This is a genomic window from Streptomyces sp. NPDC005808, from assembly GCF_042871385.1.
Lineage (GTDB): Bacteria > Actinomycetota > Actinomycetes > Streptomycetales > Streptomycetaceae > Streptomyces.
This window is the reverse complement of record NZ_JBIAIK010000017.1, coordinates 153,425-175,950: the sequence shown is the minus strand read 5'-3', so window position 1 is coordinate 175,950 and position 22,526 is coordinate 153,425. Positions and strand designations below refer to the sequence as shown.

The following is a 22,526-nucleotide window of genomic DNA, read 5'->3' as shown; positions in this document are numbered from 1 at the left end:
GCTCCTGGCGGCGGTGCACCGGACGCGGTGCGGTCCGGCCCCGTGGCGGGGCCGGACCGCACCGTCGGGAACTAGCTCAGGCCCGCGATGGTGGTGCGGACCTTGGAGATGATGTCGGCGGGGATCGGCGCGTAGCCGGCGTCGGCGAGGAGCGCCTGGCCGTCCTCGCTGGCGATGTAGGTCAGGAACGCCTTCGTGGCGGGCAGCGTGTCGGCCTTGTTGCCCTTGTCGCAGACGATCTCGTAGGTGACCAGGGTGATCGGGTACGCGCCCTCGGCCTTGGTCGTGTAGTTCAGCTGCAGCGCGAGGTCCGAGCCCGTGCCGACGACCTTGGCGTCGGCGATCGCCTTGGTGGCGTTGTCGACGGTGGCCTCGACGGGAGCGGCGGCACCCGTGTCCAGGGAGGCGGCGTTGATGCCGTCCTTGGCGTACGAGAGCTCCATGTAGCTGATGGCGCCCGAGGTCTGCTTGACCTGCGCGGCGACACCGCTGGAGCCGCTCGCGGACTGGCCGCCCTTGGCCTGCCAGGCCTTGCCGCCCTCGTACTTCCAGTTGTCGGGCGTCGCGGCGATCAGGTACTTGGTGAAGTTGTCCGTGGTGCCGGACTCGTCCGAGCGGTGGAACGCCTGGATCTTGAGGTCGGGGAGCGTGGCGTTGGGGTTCAGCGCCTTGATCGCGGCGTCGTTCCAGTTGGTGATCTTGCTGTCGAAGATCTTCGCGATGGTGGGCGCGTCCAGGACCAGGTTGTCGACACCCGGGACGTTGTAACCGACCGCGATCGGGCCGCCGACCATCGGGAGGTCGATGGCCTGGCCACCGGTGCAGACCGCCTTGGAGGCCGTGACCTCTTCGGGCTTCAGCGCGGAGTCGGAGCCGGCGAAGGCGACCGTGCCCTGCGTGAACGCGGTGACGCCGGCGCCCGAGCCGCCGCCCTTGTAGTTGATCTGCACGCCACAGGCGGAGCTGAACTGCTTGACCCAGGCGTCGATCGCGTTCTTCTGCGCGGAGGAGCCGTCGGCGAGGAGCTGACCCTTGGCGTCATCACACTTGATCGAGCTGGTCGAGCCTGACGACGCGCTCGCGTTGCCAGAAGCACCAGTGTCGTCCGAGCCGCACGCCGTGAGGGCCAGGGCGCCGGAGACGGCGAGAGCACCGAGGGTGATGGCCCGCCGGTTCATGCGCTGAAGCTTCACTTTTCGGGAGTTCCTTCCAGGAGCCGCCGTCTGGTGGCGGCGTGCGAAGTCTGTGTGATGCGAAGGAGTCGTCCATGAATGCCCTTCACACCTTGTAAGGCCGAAATTAGGCAGATCAGGTGAAGGCGCCGATGGCCGAAAGTGAACGAGGGGTGAACCCCTGAGGACGGTGCGGTGAGGTCACGGAACGCTTACGTCAAGGACACAGAGAGATCCCAGGTTGTGGGACCCGGAAGCAAACTCTACGTAATCATTCGGCTACGCACATGTTGCGACGCCGGTGGTAAGTCCGCCGATGCCGGGAGGTCCGGTTATCCCTTGTCACGGCACCGGGCGGGATTCAGCGCGCTCAGCAGAGTGCGCGTCCGCGTAGTAGAGGACGGAGGGGAGGCGAGCGCCGGGCACACAGCGGAACCCGGTCTCCTCCTCGACCTCGCGCAGGGCGGCCGCGAGAGGTTCCTCGCCGCGCTTGAGCTTGCCTTTGGGGTGCGACCAGCTTCGTATGACCTCTGACAACGGTGAAAAGTGTCGCAGCTCGGGCGGCCTGCGGACCAGATGCGGCAGCATGGGGACCATGGACGGCGAATCTGTGGTTCGTGCGGCTGGCTGTGTCCTGTGGCGCCGCTCGCCCTCCGGTGAGGGCATCGAACTTGCCTTGATCTACAGGCCTAAGTGGGCTGACTGGTCCTGGCCCAAGGGCAAGCTCAAGTGCGGCGAGACCTCCCAGCAGGCTGCTGTTCGGGAGGTGCAGGAAGAGACAGGTATGACGTGCCGTCTCGGAACGGAACTCCCCTCCGCGTACTACATCGACGCGCAAGGGCGCCCCAAGACGGTTCGCTACTGGACAGCAGAGGCAACCGGTGGAGACTTCGAACCGAACTCAGAGGTGAGCTCTCTCGTGTGGCTGAATCCGCACGAAGCACACGACCGACTCACCAACGGCAGGGACAAGGACTTGGTCCCCCTCCTTCTCCTCAGCCTCGGCATGTCGCGGGGGGAGCTGTGACGAGAAGAATTGGTGCGAAGGCAGTGAATCCGGAACTGGGTCGGAGCCTAAGCAACGTCAAGCTCTGGCGGGCCTTCTGGGCCTGGATATCGAGAAATGCTTGGATTGTCTTTGCGCCAGGACACCTTCAGTAGAGTGGGGTCAAACGGAGCCTTGTCTGTCCTTCCCTTCGGAACAGGCATGACAACGACGGAGGCAAGAACCTCAGAGATCACCTCTCGTTTCTCTTCGAGTTCCATTTGACCCCATTTCTCGCGACTCCACCCCCTGAGGAGGTTCCTCTTCGACTCCTTCTTGAGGTGGTCTTGTTGCTCTTCTTGAAGGGTCTTGATGTTGCGATTCAGGCGAGTCAGGATGTCGTGCACATCACGCCATTCAGTCTCGCCGTCCGCAACTGACGTCTTGATGTCCTTCCGCTGCCGGATCAAGGACGTAAGCTTTTCTGCCCCTCGCCACGGAGTGCGGACCTCCGTTCCTGTGAAATTCTTGTCCAAGTAGGACAACATCAGTTCTTCCAGGAATTCGTCAACCGGTGCAACTCGGCGACCCACGCCCTTGCAGTTGGCGTCTCCACACCTGTAGTAGTCGCCATATTTAGCGTTCTTTCCCGAAGCCTTGTTGCCGGACAGTTTCGAGTAGCACACCTCGTCCAGGTTGTTGATCCGGCCGCATCTGAGTGCCCCTGAGAACAGGTAGGTACGGCTACGAAGCGCCTCGCTCCCCCCTGCCGCCGCAGAAGAGGGCGCCTTTTGCATGCCTCTGTGAAGCCGGTTGGCCTGCACGCCAGCCATGATTCCTTTCCAGGCCTCATAGCCGATCCCGTCAACCTCGGAGTCGGCGTGCTCCCAGTCTCCAATCGTGGGTTCTCCGGTCTGGGCGTCCGCCACAAGCTGGCCGTCGAGCACTCGACCGCCCCACCAGGCAGGGTTGGCTACGAGCGCTTTCACGCCTTGCTCAGACCACTTGCCGCCTCTAGCCGTAGGCACCCTCTGTTCGTTGATCCAGCCGGTGATGTGGCGCCATGACCGGCCACCTGCCCTCTTCTTGATCATTTCGACCAGGTGGGGCCACTCCTCAGGGTTCTTCTTGTCGTTGCCCAGCCGATACGGGTCCTTTGACGCACCGAGCCAGCCGAAGCGGCGGGGGCCCCCATAGACCTTGCCCTCTTCTGCTCGGTCCTTGGCGTTCCGCCTGGTCCGCTTCTGAGTCCTCTCGACCTCTGCTTCTCCGGTGCCGGAGATGACAAGGCCGGAGATGATCGCACCGTCATCGTTGACGAGATCAAGAGCGATCTTGTCCTCAATGAAGACTCCGTTGCCGACCATAACCAACGCGTCTTGCAGGGCGATGAAGTCGCGCGGCAGTCGACAGACGCGCTCACGCTCAACCGCGATTGCCCCTCTGACGGGGATGCCGGTCTCTTCCTCCGCTCCATGGGTGATGTCCCGAACCATCTGGAGGAAGGCCGGACGCTTCACCTCACGCTTGGCCGCCGTGATGTTGTTGTCCTCGTAGTGCATCACGACGGCGCAGCCGTGGAGGGTCGCGTTCCTCGTGTTGTTCTTGTGCTGGCGGCCAACGCCGATGGCGTCACCCTTCAGCCGGTCGGCCGAGATGCGAGCCATAGAGGCGATGGGTGTGCGGTCGCCCAGCCACTCCTCGACGGTCCCGCCCGCATCCAAGTGTGCTTGCAGGTCGGGGGCGACGTAGGAGCGAGAGAACGTTTTGGACGGCCTCGCCGGGTTCCTGGTGTCGATCACGGCCGTCACGGTAGTCCACCGTCATTGCCGATGTCGTAATTCGTCGTACTTCGGCCGGTGGACCAGGCAGATCTCCAGCTCGCCGGCGACCGGGGAAGGGCGCCACAGGACGCAGCCGGCCGCCTGGACGGTGTCGTCGTCGGTCATCGGGCATCCGGTCCCTTCAAGAGGGTCGTTCCGCGGGGTCCCTACCGGGTGGGAACCGCTTCCTTCTGCCAGCTCTGCTGGAACGCGAACCGCGCCGCCTCCACCTCGTGCCGCTGGTCGGCGTGGAGTACGCCGAGCGCGTACGCCGTCGCCGGGGCGATGCGCGGGGTGCGGGCCGCGGACGCCGCGGCCGAGGCTGCCTCCGCCGCGTCCCGGTGCTGGTTCAGGGCCTGGCCGGCGGCGAGCAGGCGTACGTCGACAGGGCACTCCTCGCCGTACAGGACCTCGCGTGCGTAGCGGTGCAGGCGCAGCAGCAGGCGGACCTGGTGCCAGGGTGCGTCCTGCGGCTGGGGGGCGGTGTCGGCGGAGAGGCCGTGCACGAGGGCCTCCGCGTTGTAGGGGTGGCCCGCGGTGAGCAGCGGCAGCGTACCGACGGCGTCGAGCAGGCGGCTCTCCGCCGCGGCGGCCGGCGGGCTCAGGTCGGCGGTGGCGGCCGCCGGGGTCAGCGGGACCTCGCTGGCCAGGACGGCGACGCTGTCGGCGACGGCGTGGAAACGGGAGGAGCCCAGCGCCTGGAGGGCGGCCGAGTGGGCGCGGGTGCGGGCCAGGGTCAGCTGGCGGTCGAGCAGGGCGCCCGCCTTCGCCGCGCCGATGGTCAGGTTGCTCTTGGGTGCTGGGCCCGCCTCGGGTCCGGCCTGCGTGGGGAAGCTCGTGCCGGACAGCCGGTTCAGCGCGCCGATCAGCCGCTCCAGGCGCGCCGAGTAGGCGTGCTCGCGGGCCAACGTGCCCGACAGCCAGGCCAGTTCGGGGCGCATGCGCTCCGACCAGTCCGGGTCGAGCAGCGGCCGAAAGGTGTGCAGCGAGCCGCTGATCCGGCGGGCCGAGCGGCGCAGTGCGCGCGCCGCGTCGACGGACTCGTCCGACCCGTTCTCCCCCACGCTCGAACCCGCTCGCGTGGGGGCACCCCCGCCGCCGGTCTCCCGGTGCTGACGCAGCGAACGGAGGAACTCCGTTGCCTGGGCCCGCAGATAGCCTGCGAGGGCATCCCCCGAAACGGGGACGGCGCGGACCGTGGGGTCGGTGGGGTCAAGGTGTTGCTGTGCCACGCCGGCGCCTCCGGGCGTCTATGAGCATCTCCTGGACGTTCCGCAGGGGCTGGCCGTCGGCATCGGTCGCGTGCCGGGTCCATTCGCCGTCCGGGCCCAGGTGCCAGGAAGCGGTGGTGTCGGACATACCGGTCTCGAACAGCCGGTTGAGGGCTGCTCGGTGGGCCGGGTCGGTGATCCTCACCAGGGCCTCGATGCGGCGGTCGAGGTTGCGGTGCATCATGTCGGCGCTGCCGAGCCAGATCTCGGGTTCGCCGCCGTTGCCGAAGGCGAAGACCCGGGAGTGTTCCAGGAAGCGGCCGAGGATCGAGCGCACCCGTATGTTTTCGGACAGGCCGGTGACGCCGGGCCGGACCGCGCAGATGCCGCGTACCCAGATGTCGACCGGTACCCCGGCCTGCGACGCGCGGTACAGCGAGTCGATGATCGCCTCGTCCACCATCGAGTTGACCTTGATACGGACGAACGCGGGGCGTCCTGCCTCGTGGTGCTGCACTTCTTTGTTGATCCGCGAGATCAGGCCGTCGCGCAGGGACTTGGGCGCGACGAGCAGCCGGCGGTAGGTCTCGCGGCGCGAGTAGCCGGAGAGCCGGTTGAAGAGGTCGGAGAGGTCGGCCCCGACCTGCGGATCGGCGGTGAGCAGCCCCAGGTCCTCGTACAGGCGGGCGGTCTTGGGGTGGTAGTTGCCCGTGCCCACGTGGCAGTAGCGGCGGAGGGTGTCGCCCTCCTGGCGTACCACCAGCGACAGCTTGCAGTGGGTCTTCAGGCCGACGAGCCCGTACACGACGTGGCAGCCGGCCTCTTCGAGCTTCCTGGCCCACTTGATGTTGGCCTGTTCGTCGAAGCGGGCCTTGATCTCGACCAGGACGAGGACCTGCTTGCCGGACTCGGCGGCGTCTATCAGCGCGTCGACGATCGGCGAGTCGCCCGAGGTCCGGTACAGGGTCTGCTTGATGGCCAGTACGTCCGGGTCGCTCGCCGCCTGCTCCAGGAAGGCCTGGACGGAGGTGGAGAAGGAGTCGTACGGGTGGTGGAGCAGGACGTCCCGTTCCCTGAGCGCGGCGAAGATGTCGGGCGCGGACGCCGACTCGACCTCGGCGAGGTCGCGGTGGGTGCCCGCGATGAACTTCGGGTACTTCAGCTCGGGCCGGTCCAGGCCTCCTATGCCGAAGAGTCCGGTGAGGTCGAGGGGACCCGGCAGCGGGTACACCTCCGCCTCGGAGATCTTCAACTCCCGTACCAGCAGGTCCAGTACGTACCGGTCGATGGACTCCTCGACCTCAAGGCGCACCGGCGGCCCGAAGCGGCGCCGCATGAGCTCCTTCTCCAGGGCCTGGAGCAGGTTCTCGGCGTCGTCCTCCTCGACCTCCAGGTCCTCGTTCCGGGTGAGGCGGAAGGTGTGGTGCTCAAGCACCTCCATGCCCGGGAAGAGTTCCTCCAGGTGGGCCGCGATGACGTCCTCGATGGGGACGAAGCGGTTGGGGGCGGCCTCCAGGAAGCGGGAGAGCAGCGGCGGGACCTTGACGCGCGCGAAGTGGCGGTGGCCGCTGACCGGGTTCCGTACGACGACGGCCAGGTTCAGGGACAGGCCCGAGATGTACGGGAAGGGGTGCGCGGGGTCGACCGCGAGGGGGGTGAGGACCGGGAAGATCTGATGCCGGAAGAGGGTGAACAGGCGGGCCTGCTCCTTCTCCGTCAGCTCGCTCCAGCGGACCAGGTGGACGCCCTCCTCCGCGAGTGCGGGGGCCACGTCCTCCTGGTAGCAGGCCGCGTGCCGGGCCATGAGCTCGCGCGAGCGGGCCCAGATCATCTCCAGGACCTCGCGGGGCTGGAGGCCCGAGGCGGACTTGGTGGCCACACCGGTCGCGATACGGCGCTTCAGGCCCGCCACCCGGACCATGAAGAACTCGTCCAGGTTGCTGGCGAAGATCGCCAGGAAGTTGGCGCGCTCCAGGAGGGGGGTGTTCGGGTCCTCGGCGAGCTCCAGAACCCGTTCGTTGAACGCCAGCCAGCTGCGCTCGCGGTCCAGGAACCGGCCCTGCGGCAGCTGGACGCCGTCCTCCACCAGGTCCTCGTACTCGTCGAGGTCGGCGTCGAGGTCGGGCTCCAGGTCGGAGACGTTCGCCGCCACGGTGTGCGGGCGGTGCGCGGCTATGGAGCCCACCGACGGCTGTGCGTGCTGGACCGGGGCCTGAGCGCTTGGCTGGTTCATGGACCCATTCTTCCGCGCCGGAGGCACTACCGGCGCGTCGGACAGGGCGAGCGGCAGCGCGGCGAGGCGGATATTCCCGTTCCTCGGGGCAGGCGCGGGCTCTTTCGCCGTCGACGGCAGGGGCTCGCTCTCCCCGGAGGGCGGAGGCTCTGGCACGGCGGGGTTCATTGGTCGAGCGTCGCAAGGTCGTCTGAATCAATGGTTACGGCGACATGACGTGCGGGATATGGAGGGGCGTCTCCCGGAAGTCCGCGGGCCGGGAGACACCCCCATTCGGGACTTGTCGGCCCGTACACCGCTTGTCAGGCGGTACGCCGCTTCAGGACCCGGAAGGCCAGGAAGACGGCGAGAGCGGTGAAGGTGAGGAGGAGTGCGGTTTCGGTGAGCTGGAGGGGCCAGAAGTGGGAGGAGGGGTGGTAGGTGGCCCAGAGGTCGGAGATGCCGTTCTTGCTCATGCAGCTCTTGATGTCGGCGCCCGTGTCGTATTCGACGCAGGCCAGGTTGTTGCCGATCCGCTTGCCGGAGGTGAGGACCGCGCCGTGTTCCAGCTGCCATGCGCTGTCCGGCAGGTTGGAGGCGGTTGCCCCGGTGATGGTCATCGCGGGCCACAGGCTGACCCGGTAGAGGTCGCCGAGAGTCTGTACGGCCACAGTGACGAGGACGGCCAGGCCCAGCGCGGGCAGCGTACGGCGGACCAGCATGCCCGCCAGGGCGCCCACGGCGAGTGCGCACAGGGCGGCGGCGACGGCGACCGTGCCGTTGGAGCGGTAGGCGTCTGTCTCGTACCAGTCCTGGTAGAGGATGTCCTGGCCGTCGGTCCACATCAGGCGGTGCAGCAGCACCAGCACGCTCGTGCCGGCGGTGATCAGCGCGGCCGGGACCGCGAGCTGGGCCGCGAGCCAGCGCGCGGGCGTGACTGACTGAGTCCAGGCGAGGGCGGCCGTGCCGCTCTCCAGCTCGCGGGCGACGAGGGTGGCGCCCGCCCAGGCGGCGACGAGGTAGGGCAGGTAGACGATGGCGGAGGCGCCGAGCTGGGCGACCGCTTCGTAGGAGAGCGTCGCGCCATGGGGGATGTCCCCGCAGAACGAGTCCATTGCGCACGATGGCTTCAGCTGTCGCGCCTCCTGCCGTACGGCGTCCGCGCCGAAGCCGTACGCCCACAGCAGGCCGGCCGCGGTCGTCGCGACCAGTGCCGCCCAGATCAGCAGCGCGGCGCGGTGCAGCCGCAGCGCAGTCCGGACCGTGCCGCGCGGGGTGAGCGGGGAGGGGCGCCGGGCGAGGGGACGCGTGGCGGTGGCCGCGGTCATGCGCGCTCCTTGGTGGTGACGGCGGTGATGGCGGTGACGGCGGTGGTGGTGGCCGTGTGGCGCTTCAGCAGACGGAATGCGGCGAGGGTCGCGAGTGCGGTCAGGGCGAGGATCAGGGCGGTCGCGGTGAGCTGGAGGGGCCAGTAGTGGGAGAAGGGGTGGGAGTCGGTGTAGTAACTGACGGCGCCGAGGCGGTCGTACAGGTCGCGGCACTCGGCGACGTTGCTGGTGCCGCAGTGCGGGTTGAGGATGCGCGTGCCGGAGGCGGTGAGGAGCCCTTCTTCGACGGTGAGGCCCAGGCTCTTGGGGCCGTCGCCGGTGAGGGCGGTGACGGTGGTCACCGAAGGCCAGAGGCGGGCGCGCGCCAGGGTGACGGCCGTCCAGAGGACTCCCGTCGCCGCCACCGTGACGACGAGCGAGGGCAGGGAGCGGCGCAGCACCAGGCCCACGAGGGCGCCGGTGGCCAGGCTGAACAGGGCGAAGGCGACCGTCGTCGTGCCGTTGGCGTGGAAGGTGAGGAGGTCGGTCCAGGGCTTGGCCGTGTCGATCTTCCCGTGGCCCTTGGACCACACCAGGTTGTGCAGCAGGACCAGCACACCTGTTCCGGCGGTGACCAGCGCGGCGGGGACCGCCAGCTTGGCCGCCAGCCAGCGGGCCGGTGAGACCGACTGGGTCCAGGCGAGCTGCGCGGTGTCCGTCTCCAGTTCGCGTGCTGTCAGCGAGGCGCCGGCCCAGGCGGCGACGAGGAACGGCACGAAGGCGACGGCGAAGGTCGTGTACTGCGCGAGCGACTTGTAGGTGAGGATCGCGTCCTGGTCGTAGACACAGGCCTCCATGGCGCAGCTGTTCCACTGCCGCCATGCCGAGGCCGCCGCGTCCGTGAGCGGGCCGTAGAGCCACAGCAGTAGGGCTCCGGCGACGAGGAGTACGCCTGCCCAGACGTACAGCGCGGGCCGGTGCAGCCGCAGCATCACCCGTGTCGTGGCGAAGGGGGTGACGGCGCTCATGCGACGGGCTCCTGGGCGGCGGTGGAAGTGGGGGTGGCGTCCAGGGACAGCGCGGGCGCTTCGGGGTTGCGCAGATGCGCGAGGACCAGTTCCTCCAGGGAGGGCCGGGTGCTCTGCCAGCCGTCGGAGAGCGACCCGTTCGGGCGGACGAGCGCGGTGAGCTGGCGTCCGGTGGTGCGGGACTCGACGACGGTGTGCGGGGCGAGGTCGCCGACCGGTCCGGTGAGGAGGGTGTGCGCGGCCAGCAGGTCGTCCAGGTCGCCCGCCAGGCGGACCCGGCCGCCGCCTATCAGGAGCAGGTGGTCGCAGGAGCCCTCCAGGTCGGCGACGACGTGCGAGGACATCACGACCGTGGTGCCGTGGTCGGCGGCCTCGGCCATCAGCGCGCCCATCAGGTCGTGCCGGGCGAGCGGGTCAAGGTCGGCCATCGGCTCGTCCAGGAGCAGCAGTTCGGGCCGCTTGCCGAGCGCGAGGGCGAGGGCCACGCGGGTGCGCTGGCCGCCGGACAGGGAGCGGATCCGGCTCTTCGGGTCGAGGTCGCCCTTCGCCACGATCCGCTCGGCGACGGAGGCGTCCCAGCGGGCCGGGTTGAGGTCGTGGCCCACGCGGAGCGTGTCGGCGACGGTGAGCTGCGGGTACAGCGGCTTGGCCTGTGCGACGTACGCGATGCGTTCGCGGGCGGCGGCCGGGTGCGTGCCGAGCACGGTCAGGGAGCCCTCGGTGGGGGCGAGCAGTCCGGCCGCGTGGGCCAGCAGGGTCGACTTGCCCGCGCCGTTCGGTCCGACGACGGCGCAGACGCGTCCGGCGGGGAGCCGGAACGTGCACTCGCGCAGTGCCCAGCCGCCGCGCCGCCCGAACCTCTTGCCGAGTCCGGCCGCCTCCAAGGCGGTATCCGTCATTCCTGGTCTCCCTTGCTGAACTGTTCATCGAGTACGGCGGTGAAGAGTGCTGCCACGTCGTCGCGCTGGAGTCCGGCCTCGCGGGCGCGGGCCGCCCACGCCTGCAGTTCGGCGCTCAGGGGCGAGTCGGCCGGGGCGCTGCCCAGTGAGCGCTTGACGAAGGTGCCGAGGCCGCGTCTGGCCTCGACCAGGCCCTCGCGCTCCAGCTCGCGGTAGGCCTTGAGGACGGTGTTCGGATTGATCGCGGTGGCCTCCACGACCTCGCGGGCCGTGGGGAGCTTGTCGCCCGGTTCGAGCAGTCCCAGGCGCAGCGCCTGCTTGGTCTGCTGGACGATCTGGACGTACGTGGCGACACCGCTGCGCCGGTCGATGCGGTACTCCACCACTACGGCAACCACCCTTTCACTAATTGAGTAGTGAAAGGGTGGTGCATGATGGTGATCGCTGTCAAGAACGAGATTTCTCCGGTGGGTGTGAACCGTTCGGCCGGGCTCGTCCGATGAGGGGGCGTGAGGGAAACGAGAAGCGACGGGGAGCTGCTGCGGGCCATCGCGGCGGACGGTGACCGGCGCGCCTTCGAGGAGCTGTACCGGCGGTACGCGCCGTGGCTGACCGCGCGGCTGCGCGGCCGGTGCGCCGACGCCGGGGTCGTCGACGACGTCGTGCAGGAGACCTTCCTCGCGGTGTGGCGCGGCACCGCCCGCTACCGAGAGGAGGGTTCCCCCGGAGACGCCGCCGGCTGGTTGTGGCGCATCGGCTCTCGGCGGCTCATCGACACCCTGCGCGGAGACGGTGCGCGCGGGCGGCTGCGGCAGGCGCTGGCCCGCCTTCGGCACCGGGACGAGGCCTCCGCCGAGGAGCGCGTCCTGGCCGGCGTCGAGCACGGCGACCTCGCGGGTGCCCTGACCCGGCTCTCGCCCGAACTGCGCGCGGTGCTCCAGGCCACGGTGATCGACGGGCTCACCACCCGGGAAGCGGCCGTCCTGCTCGGCATTCCGCCGGGCACGGTCAAGACGCGGGCACTGCGTGCGCGCAAGCAGTTGCGGGAGGCACTGGCATGAGCCGTAGTGACATCACCTGGCATGTGCCGGAGGAGGACCTCCGGGCTTACGCGCAGGGCGAGTTGACCCCGCCCAGGCTCTGGTCCGCCGACACGCACCTCGCCTCGTGCGCGCGGTGCCGCGAGGCGCTGGCGGCCGTGAGCGATCCGCTCGTGCTGGACGCGGGCTGGGAGCGGCTCGACGCCGAACTGGACGCGCCGCGCCCGGGGTTGGTCGAGTCCCTGCTCGTGCGGTTCGGTGTCGCCGACCACACGGCACGGCTGCTGGCGGCCACCCCCGTACTGCGCCGCTCCTGGCTCCTTGCGGTCACCGCCGTGCTCCTGATGACCGTGGCGGCCACCTACTCGGTGGACGCCGGTGCCACCCCCAAGCTGTTCCTGGCCCTCGCGCCGCTGCTTCCGCTCGCCGGGGTCGCCCTGGCGTACGGGCCCACGCTGGACCCGACGTACGAGATGGCCGTCGTCTCCCCGACGCACGGATTCCGGCTCCTCCTCATCCGTACGGTCGCCGTGCTCACCGTCGGCCTCGGTCTGAACGGGCTCGCCACCCTCGCGCTGCCCACCTACGGGCTGCGCGCGCTGGCCTGGCTGCTGCCCGCGCTCGCCCTCACCGGCACCGGGCTCGCCCTGACGCCCCGCCTCGGTCCTGTCCTCGCGCCCTCGCTGGTCGGCGGCGCCTGGGTCGCGCTGCTGCTTGCGGCGCGGGCGACGACCGCCGAGCACGCCACGCTCGCGCCGTTCACAGCGGCGGGGCAGGGCATCGCCGGGACGGTCGCCGTGCTCGCCGTCGGGCTGCTCTATCTCGTACGGGACCGGTTCGACTCGGCGCCCGCGCACGTTCCCTTCTCCGGCGGGGGCGGCGCATGACCGGCGCCTTCGCGGACCTCGCCCGCGGGGTGCCCTGTGACCGCCCCTGCGCCCACCCTTCTTCCGCCCGCCTCTCCGACAGGAGCGCCGTACGTATGACGCCCACCGTCTCCGCCTCCGGGCTGACCCTCCGCTACGGCGGAACCTTCGCCCTCGACGACGTCTCGCTGCGCCTCGGCGAGGGGGTCACCGGGCTCCTCGGGCCCAACGGGGCAGGAAAGACCACCCTGTTGAGGGTGCTCGCCACCGCCGTGCCCGCCGACCGGGGAGCCTTCACGGTGCTCGGACACGACCCCGGCACGGCGGCCGGGCGCCTGGACGTGCGGCGCGAGCTGGGTTACCTGCCGCAGACCCCGGGGTTCCACGAGGACTTCTCGGCCTTCGAGTTCGTCGACTACGTGGCGATCCTGAAGGAGATGACCGACCGCACCGCCCGGCACCGGGAGGTGCGCCGGGTACTCGACGCCGTCGACCTGTCCGACGTACGGAGCAGGCGCATCAAGAAGCTGTCCGGCGGTATGCGGCAGCGGGTCGTGCTGGCCGCCGCGCTCGTCGGCGACCCCGGTTTCCTCGTCCTCGACGAGCCGACCGTCGGACTGGACCCCGAACAGCGCATGCGCTTCCGGGAGTTGATCGCCCAGGCGGGAGAAGGGCGGACGGTTCTGCTGTCCACCCACCAGACCGAGGACGTCGCGATGCTCTGCCACCGTGTGATCGTCATGGCCCGCGGGCGCGTCCGCTTCGAGGGCACCCCGGCCGAACTGACCGCGCGTGCGGCGGGCCGGGTGTGGAGCAGCACGGAACGCGACCCGGCCGCGCGCGCCGGCTGGCGTACGGGCACCGGCTCCTTCCGCAACGTCGGCGACCCGCCCCAGGGTGCCGAGCTCCTCGAACCGACCCTGGAGGACGGCTACTTGCTCACCCTCGACGGCGGGACGGGTGAGACGGGTAAGACGGCCGGGACTGGCAGGACGGGCGGGACCGGCAGGACGGGCGGGACCGGCAGGACGGGCGGGACGGGCGAGAACGGCGAGACCTCGGGGGTGGCGGCCGCGTGAGCATCACGACCGGACCGGTTACGGAGGCGGCACCCACGGGGGTGGAGCCGGCGCCGTGGACCGTGCGGCACAGGACGAAGGCCGTCATCGCCCTCGCCCGCTTCGAGGCACATCAACTCTTCCTCCACATACCGGTGTTCGCCTTCCTCCTGCTCTACCTCGGCTCCACCGGCTGGGAGTTGTTCAACGGCCGCGAGGGCATGGACGAGTTCCCGGCCCTCCAGGACGTCGACCGGAGCACCCAGTCCGCTCCGCTGGTCCTCGGCGTCGCGCTGCTCATCGTCGTCAACCGGACCGTCCTGCGCTCCCACCGGCGCGGCACCGACCGGCACTTCGACGTCCTGGTGATGGAACCGTGGCGGCGTACGGTGGCACACGCGCTGTCCGTCGTGCCGTACGCGGTGATCACTGCGGGGGTCGTGGCCTTCCAGATCGTCTGGGTCGCGCGGAAGCCGGGCGCGGTCGGCCACCCCTCGCTCGCCGAACTGGCCGTGGGACCGCTGGCCGTGCTCCTGTCCGGCGTCCTCGGCGTGCTGCTCGCCCGGCTGGTCCGGTCCTCGTTCGCCGCTCCGCTCTTCGTCGTCGGCGTCGTCATCCTGCCCGTCCTGCTGGCCTCCAGCACGGGCAGCCCACGCTGGCAGCAGTGGCTGTCGCCGGTCGTCACCGAGACGGGCGCCGCTCCGTTCCCGTCCGAGCTCATCGGCCGCCCGGCCGCCTGGCACGCGCTGTACCTGGTGGGGCTCGTCGGGGTCCTGGTCTGCGCCGCGGTCCTGGTCAGCGGCGGTCGTCAGCGGATCGTGCAGGCGGCGACCGCCGTCACCCTGGCCGCCACGGTCGCGGGTGTCGCCGGGCAGTCGCAGGGTGACTCGGCCGCCCTGATCGCGGCCCGTACGAAGATGTCCGTCAGCCCGGAGGAGTTCCAGACCTGCCACGAGTACGGCAGGTCCACCTACTGCACATTCCCCGAGTGGGATGCCCGCGCCGCCCTCGACTGGTCCCCGGTCGTCGACCGCGTCCAGTCCCTGGCGGGCGGCGCCGCCGGCGGTGAGCGGCTGACCGTACGGCAGCGGATCGACGCCCGCTACGGCCTGACCAGCGACAGCACGCTCGAAGCGTCCACCACACCGGGCACGGTGACCGTCGGCACGCAGTGGGGAGGCAACCGGGTCCCCGAGTTCGCCGTCGGAGTCGCCTCCGTCCTGGTGGCGGGGAGCGAGGCGGTCCCCAGCCAATGGTGCAGCGGGGACCCCCGCTCGGTCACCGTCATGTGGCTGGCGCTGGGCGCCGAGTCCGACCCGATGGCCGCATTCCGCAACGTCCGGCTCGGCGACAGCATCGAGGGCTCCGCGGTCGTCCTGTCGCCCACGAACGGGGTCTCCATGACCGCCGAACAGACCCGGATCGTACGGGAGTTGCTTCAGAAGCCCCGCTACAGCGTCATCCCCAAGGTGAAGTCCCACTGGACGGAACTCACCTCCCCGGAGACGTCCACGGCGCGGGTGGCCGAACTGCTGGGAGTATCGGCCGCGCCCAAGGGAACTGCCGACGCGACGGAGGACGAGTCGTGCGGGTAGCCGCCCCCGGCGGGGGCGCGCTGTCCAGGGGGGCCGGCGCTCGCGCACAGTCCGGAGCGGGCGGCACCCGCGCACCGTCCGGAGCGGCCGACACCCGCTCACCGTCCAGGTCGGCCGGCACCGGTACACAGTCCAAGGCGCCTGGTACTCGTACTCCGTCCAAGGCGTCCGGCACCGGCACCGGCACCGGTGAACCGTCCAGGAGGCGTACGTACGCAGTGATCCGCGCCCTTCTGCGCCCCGTGTGGCGCACCCTGCCCCGCCGGGCCCTCGCGGCCGGGGCGATCCTGGGGCTGCTGCTCGCCGGCGCCCCGTGGCTGCTGTCGGTCTCCCGCGACAGCTGGCCCGGCCTCAACATCCTGCGGGCCGCCGCGCTCGCCTTCGGCCTGGGCCTGGCCTTCCTGCTCGACGACCCCGCCCGGCACACCACCGCGGCGGTACCGACCCGGCGCCCGGTGCGCACCGGCCTCCGGGTGGCGTTCGCCGTCCCGTTCACCGCGCTCTGCTGGACGGCCGCGCTGCTCCTCGTACCGGAGGAGGTCCGGCCGCCGTTGGGCGCGGTGACCCTGGAGGCCGCCGCCGTCGCCGCACTTGCCCTGGCCGGCGCGGCCGTGGTGGTGCGGTGCACGGAAGTGGCCGAGCCCGGGATCGCGGTGTCGGGCGTGCTGCTGGGCGCCGGGCTGTGCGCCGCCCTGCTGGTCCCGGACCGGTGGGCGCTCGTCGTGGCGGTCAACGACCCGCGCTGGGACGGCGCCCATGACCGGTGGGCGGGGATCCTGGTCGTGGCGGTGGTGGTCGGGGCGGCGGCCTGGGCGGAGCCCCTGCGACGGCAGTCGGTGATGGCCGCCTTGCGGCGGTGACGCGTCAGCGCTGACAGCGCGGCTCTTCGTCGGCGGGGGCGTGAGGGTTTTTCGCCCCCGCCGCCCCTACCCGTCCCGTACCTGGGGGTTCCGCCCCCAGACCCCCGTATCGCGCTGAACGCGCTCGTCCTCAAACGCCGGACGGGCCAGAAATCTTTAGCCCCTCCGGCGTTTGAGGAGCGGGGTCTGGGGCGGAGCCCCAGAAGGACCCTCCGTCGGGGGTCAGGACTCGCTGCGGTACATCAGGTCCGTCTCGTGGGTGTGGAAGCCGAGCCGCTCGTACACCGTGACCGCTGCCTTGTTGTCACCGTCGACGTACAGCATCGCGGTGGGCAGACCCTGTCCGGCGAGGTGACGTAGCCCGATCGTCGTGAGCGCCTTGCCCAGTCCGCCGCCCTGCGCGCCGGGGCGCACTCCCACGACGTACACCTCGCCGATCTGCTCCTCGGCGTGCACCTTCGTCCAGTGGAAGCCGATCAGTTCGCCGTCGCGGAAGGCGAGGAAGAAGCCGGACGGGTCGAACCACGGCTCGGCCATCCGGTCGTCCAGGTCGCGCTGGGTGAGGGAGCCCTGCTCGGGATGGTGGGCGAAGGCCTCCGCGTTCACCGCGAGCCAGGCGGCGTCGTCCCGGCCCGGCACGAAGGCGCGGACATGCACGCCACCCGGGAGCTTCGGCTCGGGCAGCTCCAGGCCTGTCAACGGGCGCCGCATCTGCCGCAGTTCGCGGAAGAGGGTGAGCCCGAGGACCTGGGCGAGATGCCGGGCGGCGGAGTGCCCGCCGTGCGCCCACACCCGCAGCCGCTTCCCTGACTCGGCGAGCAGCGCGGCGCCCAGCGCCCGCCCGTGCCCGCGCCCGCGGTGCGCCGGGTGGACGACCAGCTCGGCGGCCGGGGCCTCCACGGGGTCGGTGTCCTCCAGCTGCGCGTACCCGACCAGTTCGTCTCCGAGGGTCAGCAGCAGATGCCGTACGCCGGGACGGGCTCCGCCCTTCAGCTGCAGACGCCCCTGCTCGGAGACCGCCTGCTGACCGTCGGTCCTGGCGGCCTCCGCGAGCAGCCTGAGCACGTCCTCGGCCTGGGCCGGGGAGAGCGCGGAGTGGGTCTCGATGGCGCGGGAGAGGCCGGGCTGTGCGGTGTCGTCGCTGGTCATGGATATGAGGGTACGGCGAGCCGCCCGGAGGGATCGAGAGGCAGCGGCATATGGATCGAGAGGGCGAAGGACGAGGGGGCGAACCGCTGCGCCAGGCGATGGGCCGAGGTATCGAGAGGCAACGGCAACCTGTCTGTAACCACGAAACCCCTGTTGCGCTACGCGCGTTGATTCTAAAGTGCGTGCAAAACCACAGCCGTCGCACAACGCTCGTGGCCCTCGCGGCTCTCAGGCGCTCCCGGCTCTCACATTCCCTGGGGGGAACCCATGCCGCCGACTCCCCGGCACAGACGTACGTATCGCATACTCGCGGGCGCCGCGGGCCTGGCCACCGTCGGTGCCCTGGCCGCCGCACTGCCCGCGAGCGCCGGGCAGGCCGTGGACAAGTCCGCAGCCCACAAGCCCGGTAGCGGCCGCTACCAGGACGTACAGCTGCTCTCCTTCAACGACCTGCACGGCAATCTGGAGCCGCCGTCGGGCTCTTCCGGCCGGGTGACCGAGGTGCATGAGGACGGCACCACGAAGACCATCGACGCGGGCGGCGTCGAGTACCTCGCCACCCACCTGCGCGAGGCCCGCGAGGGCAACAAGTACTCGATCACGGCCGCCGCCGGTGACATGGTCGGCGCCTCCCCGCTGATCTCCGGGCTCTTCCACGACGAGCCGACCGTCGAGGCGCTGAACGGCCTCGACCTGGACGTCACCTCCGTCGGCAACCACGAGTTCGACGAGGGTGCCCAGGAACTGGCCCGCCTCCAGAACGGCGGCTGCCACCCGACGGACGGCTGTTATGACAACAGCGAGGAGTTCGACGGCGCCAACTTCCCCTACCTCGCGGCGAACGTCACCGACGAGAAGACCGGCAAGCCGATCCTCAAGCCCTACTGGGTCTGGAAGCAGAACGGCATCAAGGTCGGCTTCATCGGTGTCACCCTCGAAGGCACCCCGAACATCGTCTCCGCCGAGGGCGTCAAGGGCCTCAAGTTCGGCGACGAGGTCGCCACGATCAACAAGTACGCCAAGGAGCTCCAGAAGCAGGGCGTGAAGTCGATCGTCGCGCTGGTCCACGAGGGCGGCGCGCCCGCCTCGACCTCGTACAACTACGACTGCGACAGCCCCGGCGCCGGTGACGGCATCTCCGGGCCGATCGTCGACATCGCCAAGAACGTCACCCCGGCCGTCGACGCGCTGGTCACCGGCCACACCCACCAGGCGTACGCCTGCACGATCGACGACCCGGCGGGCAACCCCCGCACGGTCACCTCGGCCGCGTCCTTCGGTCGTCTCTACACGGACACCACGCTGACGTACGACCGCTGGACCGGCGACATCGCCCGTACGGCGGTGAAGTCCGCGAACCACGTGGTCACCCGTGACGTGGCGAAGGCCACCGACATGACCGCCCTGATCGACCGGTGGAAGGAGCTCTCCGCCCCGATCGCCTCCCGCCCCATCGGCTACATCGCGGGCGAGATCCCCAGCACCGGCACCGAGTCCCCGCTCGGCGACCTGATCGCCGACGCGCAGCTCGCGCACGCCAAGTCCCTCGACCCGGAAGCCGACATCGCGGTGATGAACCCGGGCGGCATCCGCGCCGGGCTCACCTACGCGGCGAGCGGCAGTGAGGGAGACGGGGTGGTGACGTTCGGCGAGGCGTACACGGTCCAGCCGTTCGCCAACACCGTCAACCTGGTCGACCTCACCGGCGCCCAGCTGATCACGGCCCTCCAGCAGCAGGTCAGCGGTCTGAACGAGGCTTCCCCGAAGATCCTGCAGATCTCGGCGGGGCTGACCTACACGCTGGACCTGACGAAGTCGGGCGCCGCGCGCGTGGTCGCGGACTCCGTCAAGCTGAACGGCGCGGCCATCGACCCGGCCGCCACCTACCGCGTCGCGATGAACTCCTTCCTCGCGGGCGGCGGCGACGGCTTCGCCGAGCTCGGCAAGGGCGCGAACGTCCTCGTCGGCAGCGACGACCTCGCCGCGTTCGAGGCCTATCTGACGGCCAACTCGTCGGCCACGACGCCGTATCCGGTGCCGGCGGCGAACCGCATCACGATCGTGAAGTAGGAACAGCGAATAGCCGAGTGGGGCCGGTACGCCTTTGCGTACCGGCCCCACTGCTTTATCCTGACGAGCGCCCCGATAAATTCCAGGTGAGGCCTGTAATAAACTCTGTGTGAGTCGTGGGTTGGTTCCGGCTCCGCGCTAAGAATTGTTTTCAGGTGCAATTCACCGAGGTCTAAGGTGAATTGGCGATTTGCGGGTTTGCTGTCCCGTAGTGTTTTTCTTGTCGAAAGCGAACGGAGCTTCCGGCAGAAGGAATCCACCGCACGACATCGCAGCGGAAGAGGAGAAAATCATGAGCTTCCACAAGATCACCCCGGTCAAGAAGACCAGCAAGGCCGCGCCGAAGACCGAGTCGAAGAAGAAGACGGCGAAGAAGGCTCCGAAGCGTCCGGTGGGTCACCAGGACCGCTAGCAGCCGCAACGAGGCGGGGTCACCGGAATTGGTCCGGTGGCCCCGCCTCGGCCATGTTCTGGAACAGAAAGGGGAGTTGAGTCGAATGCGGGAAGTCCGGGAGGCGTTCGCGCGGTTCTGGCCGCTGACGCGCGGTGACCGTAAATGGCTGGTGCTGATCATCTGCTGCGTGATGGTGGCAGCGCTCGCCGAGACCGCCTCGATCCTGATCTTCGCCGATCTCACCGATCACGCGCTGAAGTTCGGCAGGCTCGCCAGGTTCTGGGGACCGGCCGCCACCTGGCTCGGCGTCGCCGTTCTCGGCGCGGTCGTCGGCTACCTCGGCAACTCGCTCGCCGTGTGGACCGCCGAGAGGTTCGTGCTGCGGCTGCGCGCGAACGTCTTCGCGCACGTCCAGGACATGCCCCCCGACTTCTTCCAGAAGCACCGCCAGGGCGACCTGGTCGAACGCCTCACCGGCGACGTCGAGGCCATCGAGCAGATGGTGGTGTCCGGCGTCGTCGGCACCGTCTCCGCCGCCTTCTCGGCCGTCTTCTACGCCGCCGCCGCGCTCTGGCTCCGCTGGGACCTCGCCCTCGTCACCTTCCTCCTGGCCCCGCTCTTCCTCGTCGCCGCCCGCCGCTTCGCCGGCCGCATCAAGACGTCCTCCCAGGAGGAGCGCGCCGCCGACGGCGCGATCACCTCGGTCGTCGAGGAGTCCCTCGGCAACGTTGTGCTGACCCAGGCCTACAACCGCCGCGGTGCCGAGGAGAAGCGGCTCGACCGCGAGGCACGCGCCTGGATGCGGGCGTCCGTGCGCGGGGCGCGGGCCAGTGAGATGTACGAGCAGTTCGTCGAGGTGGTCGAGACGCTGTGCGTGCTCGCGGTGATCGGCATGGGTGTCTGGGAGATCGCCCAACGGCGCATGACGCTCGGCCAGTTGCTCGCCTTCGCCGCGTTCCTCGGTTATCTGTATCCGCCGATCCGCAGCCTCGGCCAGCTCGGCCTGACGCTCACCGCCGCGACGGCGGGCGCCGACCGGCTGGCGGAGATCCTGGACACCCGGCCCGCCGTCACCGACCCCGCCGACCCGGTCAGGGCCTGGCCCGTACGCGGCTGGGTCAGCCTCCACAACACCTCGTTCCGCTACCCGGGCGCCGGGCGCGACTCCCTGCACGACGTGACCCTCACCGCCGCACCCGGCGAACTCGTCATCGTCACCGGCCCGAGCGGCGCCGGAAAGTCGACCCTCTCCAAACTCCTCACGCGCTTCTACGACCCCACCTCGGGCGTGATCTGCCTGGACGGGGTCCCGCTGACCGCCCTGCCCCTGGAGTTCCTGCGCGAGAACATCGCGCTGCTGCCCCAGGAGACCCTCATCCTGAACGGCACGATCCGCGAGAACATCGGGTGCGGACGCCCAGGAGCTTCCCCGGCCGACATCGAGCGGGCCGCGGCCGACGCCTTCGCGCACGAGTTCATCAGCGCGCTTCCCGACGGGTACGACACGGAGATCGCACCCGGCACCGCCACCCTCTCCGGCGGCCAGCTCCAGCGCATCGCGATCGCCCGCGCCATGCTCCGCGGCGCCCCGGTCCTCGTCCTCGACGAGCCCACCACCGGACTCGACTCGGTCGCCGCGCGCCGGGTGGTGCAGCCGCTGCGACGACTGATGGCGGGCCGTACGACCATCATGATCACGCACGACCTGAGCCTCGCCCCCGACGCGGACCGCATCCTCGTCGTGGACGGCGGACGGCTGGTGGAGGCGGGCACCCACCAGGAGTTGATGGAGCGGGGCGGCGCGTATGCGCGACTGGCCACGCCGGATCTGGGGCAGTCGGCGACGGAATTGGTGGCGTCGCGTGCCTCGGCGCCGGCGTCGGCGCCGGCGTCGGCGCTGGGGGCGTCGGTGACGGTGCCGGGTGATTCGACCCTGGTGCTGGGCCGTTCGGCGCCGGGGCTCGGCGGCTACCTGATCCCGAGCGTGCCGCGTGACCCGCGCCCCCCGCGGGTACCGAGCGTGCCGGGCCTCTCCGGCGCACCCCGGGTGCCGGCCGCGCCGGGCGACGACGCCTCCGGCGCTCGCAGCGTGTAGCCCAGCCCCCGCACGGTGTGGATGAGCCGGGGTCCGCCCCGGCGCTCCATCTTCCGGCGCAGATACATCACGTACACGTCCAGCGTGTTGGACGCCGGCTCGAAGTCGAAGCCCCAGACCTCCTTGAGGATCCTGGCGCGGCCGAGGACCTTGCCCGGGTGCCGGAGCAGGTACTCAAGGAGGCCGAACTCCGTCTTGGTGAGGTCGAGCGCGTGGCCGTCGCGGGTCACCGTGCGGGCGCGCAGGTTCATGGCGAGGTCCGCGAACGCGAGCCGGTCGCCGGGGCGCGGCGCGGTGGGCGTCCGCTGGGGGCTGCGGCGCAGTAACGCCCTTATGCGCGCGAGGAGTTCCTCAGCCGCGAAGGGCTTCATCAGGTAGTCGTCGGCGCCGTTGTCGAGGGCGACGATACGGTCGCCGACGGCGCTCCGGCCGGTGATCATCAGGATCGGCACGGTGGACCCGGAGGCTCTGATCCGCCGTGTCGCGGCCAGCCCGTCGAGGCCCGGCATGGTGACGTCCATCAGCACCAGGTCGGGCAGGCCGTCCTTCGCGGCGACCAGTTCCAGCGCCTCCCTGCCGTCACCGGCGAGGACGGTCTCGTACCCCTCGAACCTGAGCAGTCTGCCGAGCCCCTCTCGTACGGCCTCGTCGTCATCGGCCAGCAGGATCTTCCGCGCCATCCGACAAACGTGTAGCGGAGGCCTGTGGGAGAGCTTGGAGGGGGGTGTGCGGAGGCTGGGGGTGAGTGCTGGGACGCGCCTC

17 protein-coding genes and 3 pseudogenes are annotated in these 22,526 nt (G+C 70.1%); 8 read left to right on the top strand and 12 right to left on the bottom strand.

Annotation, left to right across the window (positions count from 1 at the left end):
- Positions 1-71: 71 nt before the first annotated feature.
- On the bottom strand, positions 72-1,193 hold the full coding sequence (gene pstS, locus ACFYPC_RS31270; RefSeq protein ID WP_391889425.1) for a phosphate ABC transporter substrate-binding protein PstS: 1,122 nt from the start codon (positions 1,191-1,193) through the stop codon (positions 72-74).
- Between the two features lie 363 nt (positions 1,194-1,556).
- Positions 1,557-1,760 (bottom strand): annotated as a pseudogene (locus ACFYPC_RS31265) (NUDIX domain-containing protein); the annotation flags it as partial.
- A gap of 7 nt (positions 1,761-1,767) precedes the next feature.
- On the opposite strand from ACFYPC_RS31265, the gene ACFYPC_RS31260 reads away from it, so the two are divergent.
- A complete protein-coding gene (locus tag ACFYPC_RS31260; protein ID WP_391889422.1) occupies positions 1,768-2,199 on the top strand; it encodes an NUDIX hydrolase in 432 nt (143 codons plus the stop codon).
- Positions 2,200-2,246: 47 nt separating this feature from the next.
- On the opposite strand, the gene ACFYPC_RS31255 is transcribed toward ACFYPC_RS31260, so the two are convergent.
- From ACFYPC_RS31255 to ACFYPC_RS31220, 8 genes and pseudogenes are all read right to left on the bottom strand, one after another.
- Complete coding sequence (locus ACFYPC_RS31255; protein ID WP_391889419.1) at positions 2,247-3,959, bottom strand: recombinase family protein; 1,713 nt, start codon at positions 3,957-3,959, stop codon at positions 2,247-2,249.
- A gap of 30 nt (positions 3,960-3,989) precedes the next feature.
- Positions 3,990-4,106: pseudogene (locus tag ACFYPC_RS31250) on the bottom strand (DNA mismatch repair protein MutT); the annotation flags it as partial.
- A gap of 41 nt (positions 4,107-4,147) precedes the next feature.
- Entirely contained in the window at positions 4,148-5,212 is a 1,065-nt protein-coding gene (locus tag ACFYPC_RS31245) for a CHAD domain-containing protein (RefSeq protein WP_391889416.1), read from the bottom strand.
- Positions 5,193-7,424 (bottom strand): RNA degradosome polyphosphate kinase, encoded by a 2,232-nt coding sequence (locus ACFYPC_RS31240; RefSeq protein ID WP_391889413.1) that lies wholly within the window; start codon positions 7,422-7,424, stop codon positions 5,193-5,195. The genes ACFYPC_RS31245 and ACFYPC_RS31240 overlap by 20 nt, the downstream gene beginning before the upstream one ends.
- 302 nt (positions 7,425-7,726) lie before the next feature.
- Positions 7,727-8,731: a hypothetical protein gene (locus ACFYPC_RS31235; RefSeq protein WP_391889410.1), complete on the bottom strand. Its 1,005-nt coding sequence runs from the start codon at positions 8,729-8,731 to the stop codon at positions 7,727-7,729.
- The gene (locus ACFYPC_RS31230; RefSeq protein ID WP_391889408.1) at positions 8,728-9,738 is read right to left on the bottom strand and encodes an ABC transporter permease; all 1,011 of its coding nucleotides are present in this window, start codon (positions 9,736-9,738) and stop codon (positions 8,728-8,730) included. The genes ACFYPC_RS31235 and ACFYPC_RS31230 overlap by 4 nt, the downstream gene beginning before the upstream one ends.
- Complete coding sequence (locus ACFYPC_RS31225) at positions 9,735-10,637, bottom strand: ABC transporter ATP-binding protein (RefSeq protein WP_391889405.1); 903 nt, start codon at positions 10,635-10,637, stop codon at positions 9,735-9,737. The genes ACFYPC_RS31230 and ACFYPC_RS31225 overlap by 4 nt, the downstream gene beginning before the upstream one ends.
- Positions 10,634-11,023, bottom strand: coding sequence for a GntR family transcriptional regulator (locus ACFYPC_RS31220; RefSeq protein ID WP_391889464.1), 390 nt, complete (start codon positions 11,021-11,023; stop codon positions 10,634-10,636). Before ACFYPC_RS31220 ends, ACFYPC_RS31225 begins: the two co-directional genes overlap by 4 nt.
- A gap of 123 nt (positions 11,024-11,146) precedes the next feature.
- Between ACFYPC_RS31220 and ACFYPC_RS31215 the strand changes: the two genes are divergently transcribed.
- The 5 genes from ACFYPC_RS31215 to ACFYPC_RS31195 all read left to right on the top strand — a co-directional run bounded on the left by ACFYPC_RS31215 (position 11,147) and on the right by ACFYPC_RS31195 (position 16,056).
- Positions 11,147-11,698 (top strand): RNA polymerase sigma factor, encoded by a 552-nt coding sequence (locus ACFYPC_RS31215; protein ID WP_391889403.1) that lies wholly within the window; start codon positions 11,147-11,149, stop codon positions 11,696-11,698.
- Positions 11,695-12,564 carry a zf-HC2 domain-containing protein gene (locus ACFYPC_RS31210; protein ID WP_391889402.1) on the top strand — a complete coding sequence of 290 codons (870 nt, stop codon included), beginning with the start codon at positions 11,695-11,697 and terminating at the stop codon, positions 12,562-12,564. Before ACFYPC_RS31215 ends, ACFYPC_RS31210 begins: the two co-directional genes overlap by 4 nt.
- 95 nt (positions 12,565-12,659) lie before the next feature.
- Complete coding sequence (locus ACFYPC_RS31205; RefSeq protein WP_391889400.1) at positions 12,660-13,622, top strand: ABC transporter ATP-binding protein; 963 nt, start codon at positions 12,660-12,662, stop codon at positions 13,620-13,622.
- Positions 13,619-15,196, top strand: coding sequence for an ABC transporter permease (locus ACFYPC_RS31200; protein ID WP_391889397.1), 1,578 nt, complete (start codon positions 13,619-13,621; stop codon positions 15,194-15,196). Before ACFYPC_RS31205 ends, ACFYPC_RS31200 begins: the two co-directional genes overlap by 4 nt.
- Positions 15,187-16,056: an ABC transporter gene (locus ACFYPC_RS31195; RefSeq protein ID WP_391889395.1), complete on the top strand. Its 870-nt coding sequence runs from the start codon at positions 15,187-15,189 to the stop codon at positions 16,054-16,056. The genes ACFYPC_RS31200 and ACFYPC_RS31195 overlap by 10 nt, the downstream gene beginning before the upstream one ends.
- 222 nt (positions 16,057-16,278) lie before the next feature.
- On the opposite strand, the gene mshD is transcribed toward ACFYPC_RS31195, so the two are convergent.
- Complete coding sequence (gene mshD, locus ACFYPC_RS31190) at positions 16,279-17,205, bottom strand: mycothiol synthase (protein WP_391889393.1); 927 nt, start codon at positions 17,203-17,205, stop codon at positions 16,279-16,281.
- Positions 17,206-17,472: 267 nt separating this feature from the next.
- Here mshD and ACFYPC_RS31185 point away from each other — a divergent pair, with 267 nt between their 5' ends.
- Both ACFYPC_RS31185 and ACFYPC_RS31180 read left to right on the top strand, forming a co-directional pair.
- Positions 17,473-19,275, top strand: coding sequence for a bifunctional metallophosphatase/5'-nucleotidase (locus ACFYPC_RS31185; protein ID WP_391889392.1), 1,803 nt, complete (start codon positions 17,473-17,475; stop codon positions 19,273-19,275).
- Positions 19,276-19,772: 497 nt separating this feature from the next.
- Positions 19,773-21,764, top strand: coding sequence for an ABC transporter ATP-binding protein (locus ACFYPC_RS31180; protein WP_391889390.1), 1,992 nt, complete (start codon positions 19,773-19,775; stop codon positions 21,762-21,764).
- Here the strand turns inward: ACFYPC_RS31180 and ACFYPC_RS31175 are convergent.
- A pseudogene (locus ACFYPC_RS31175) lies at positions 21,743-22,444 on the bottom strand (response regulator transcription factor); the annotation flags it as partial. The gene ACFYPC_RS31180 and the pseudogene ACFYPC_RS31175 overlap by 22 nt on opposite strands.
- Positions 22,445-22,526 lie beyond the last annotated feature (82 nt).

Excerpts from the sequence above, each read along its gene's own strand:
- ACFYPC_RS31260 (WP_391889422.1), top strand. The coding sequence starts at position 1,768 with ATGGACGGCGAATCTGTGGTTCGTGCGGCTGGCTGTGTCCTGTGGCGC.
- ACFYPC_RS31240 (WP_391889413.1), bottom strand. The coding sequence starts at position 7,424 with ATGAACCAGCCAAGCGCTCAGGCCCCGGTCCAGCACGCACAGCCGTCG.
- ACFYPC_RS31235 (WP_391889410.1), bottom strand. The coding sequence starts at position 8,731 with ATGACCGCGGCCACCGCCACGCGTCCCCTCGCCCGGCGCCCCTCCCCG.
- ACFYPC_RS31230 (WP_391889408.1), bottom strand. The coding sequence starts at position 9,738 with ATGAGCGCCGTCACCCCCTTCGCCACGACACGGGTGATGCTGCGGCTG.
- ACFYPC_RS31225 (WP_391889405.1), bottom strand. The coding sequence starts at position 10,637 with ATGACGGATACCGCCTTGGAGGCGGCCGGACTCGGCAAGAGGTTCGGG.
- ACFYPC_RS31210 (WP_391889402.1), top strand. The coding sequence starts at position 11,695 with ATGAGCCGTAGTGACATCACCTGGCATGTGCCGGAGGAGGACCTCCGG.
- ACFYPC_RS31205 (WP_391889400.1), top strand. The coding sequence starts at position 12,660 with ATGACGCCCACCGTCTCCGCCTCCGGGCTGACCCTCCGCTACGGCGGA.
- mshD (WP_391889393.1), bottom strand. The coding sequence starts at position 17,205 with ATGACCAGCGACGACACCGCACAGCCCGGCCTCTCCCGCGCCATCGAG.
- ACFYPC_RS31185 (WP_391889392.1), top strand. The coding sequence starts at position 17,473 with ATGCCGCCGACTCCCCGGCACAGACGTACGTATCGCATACTCGCGGGC.
- ACFYPC_RS31180 (WP_391889390.1), top strand. The coding sequence starts at position 19,773 with ATGCGGGAAGTCCGGGAGGCGTTCGCGCGGTTCTGGCCGCTGACGCGC.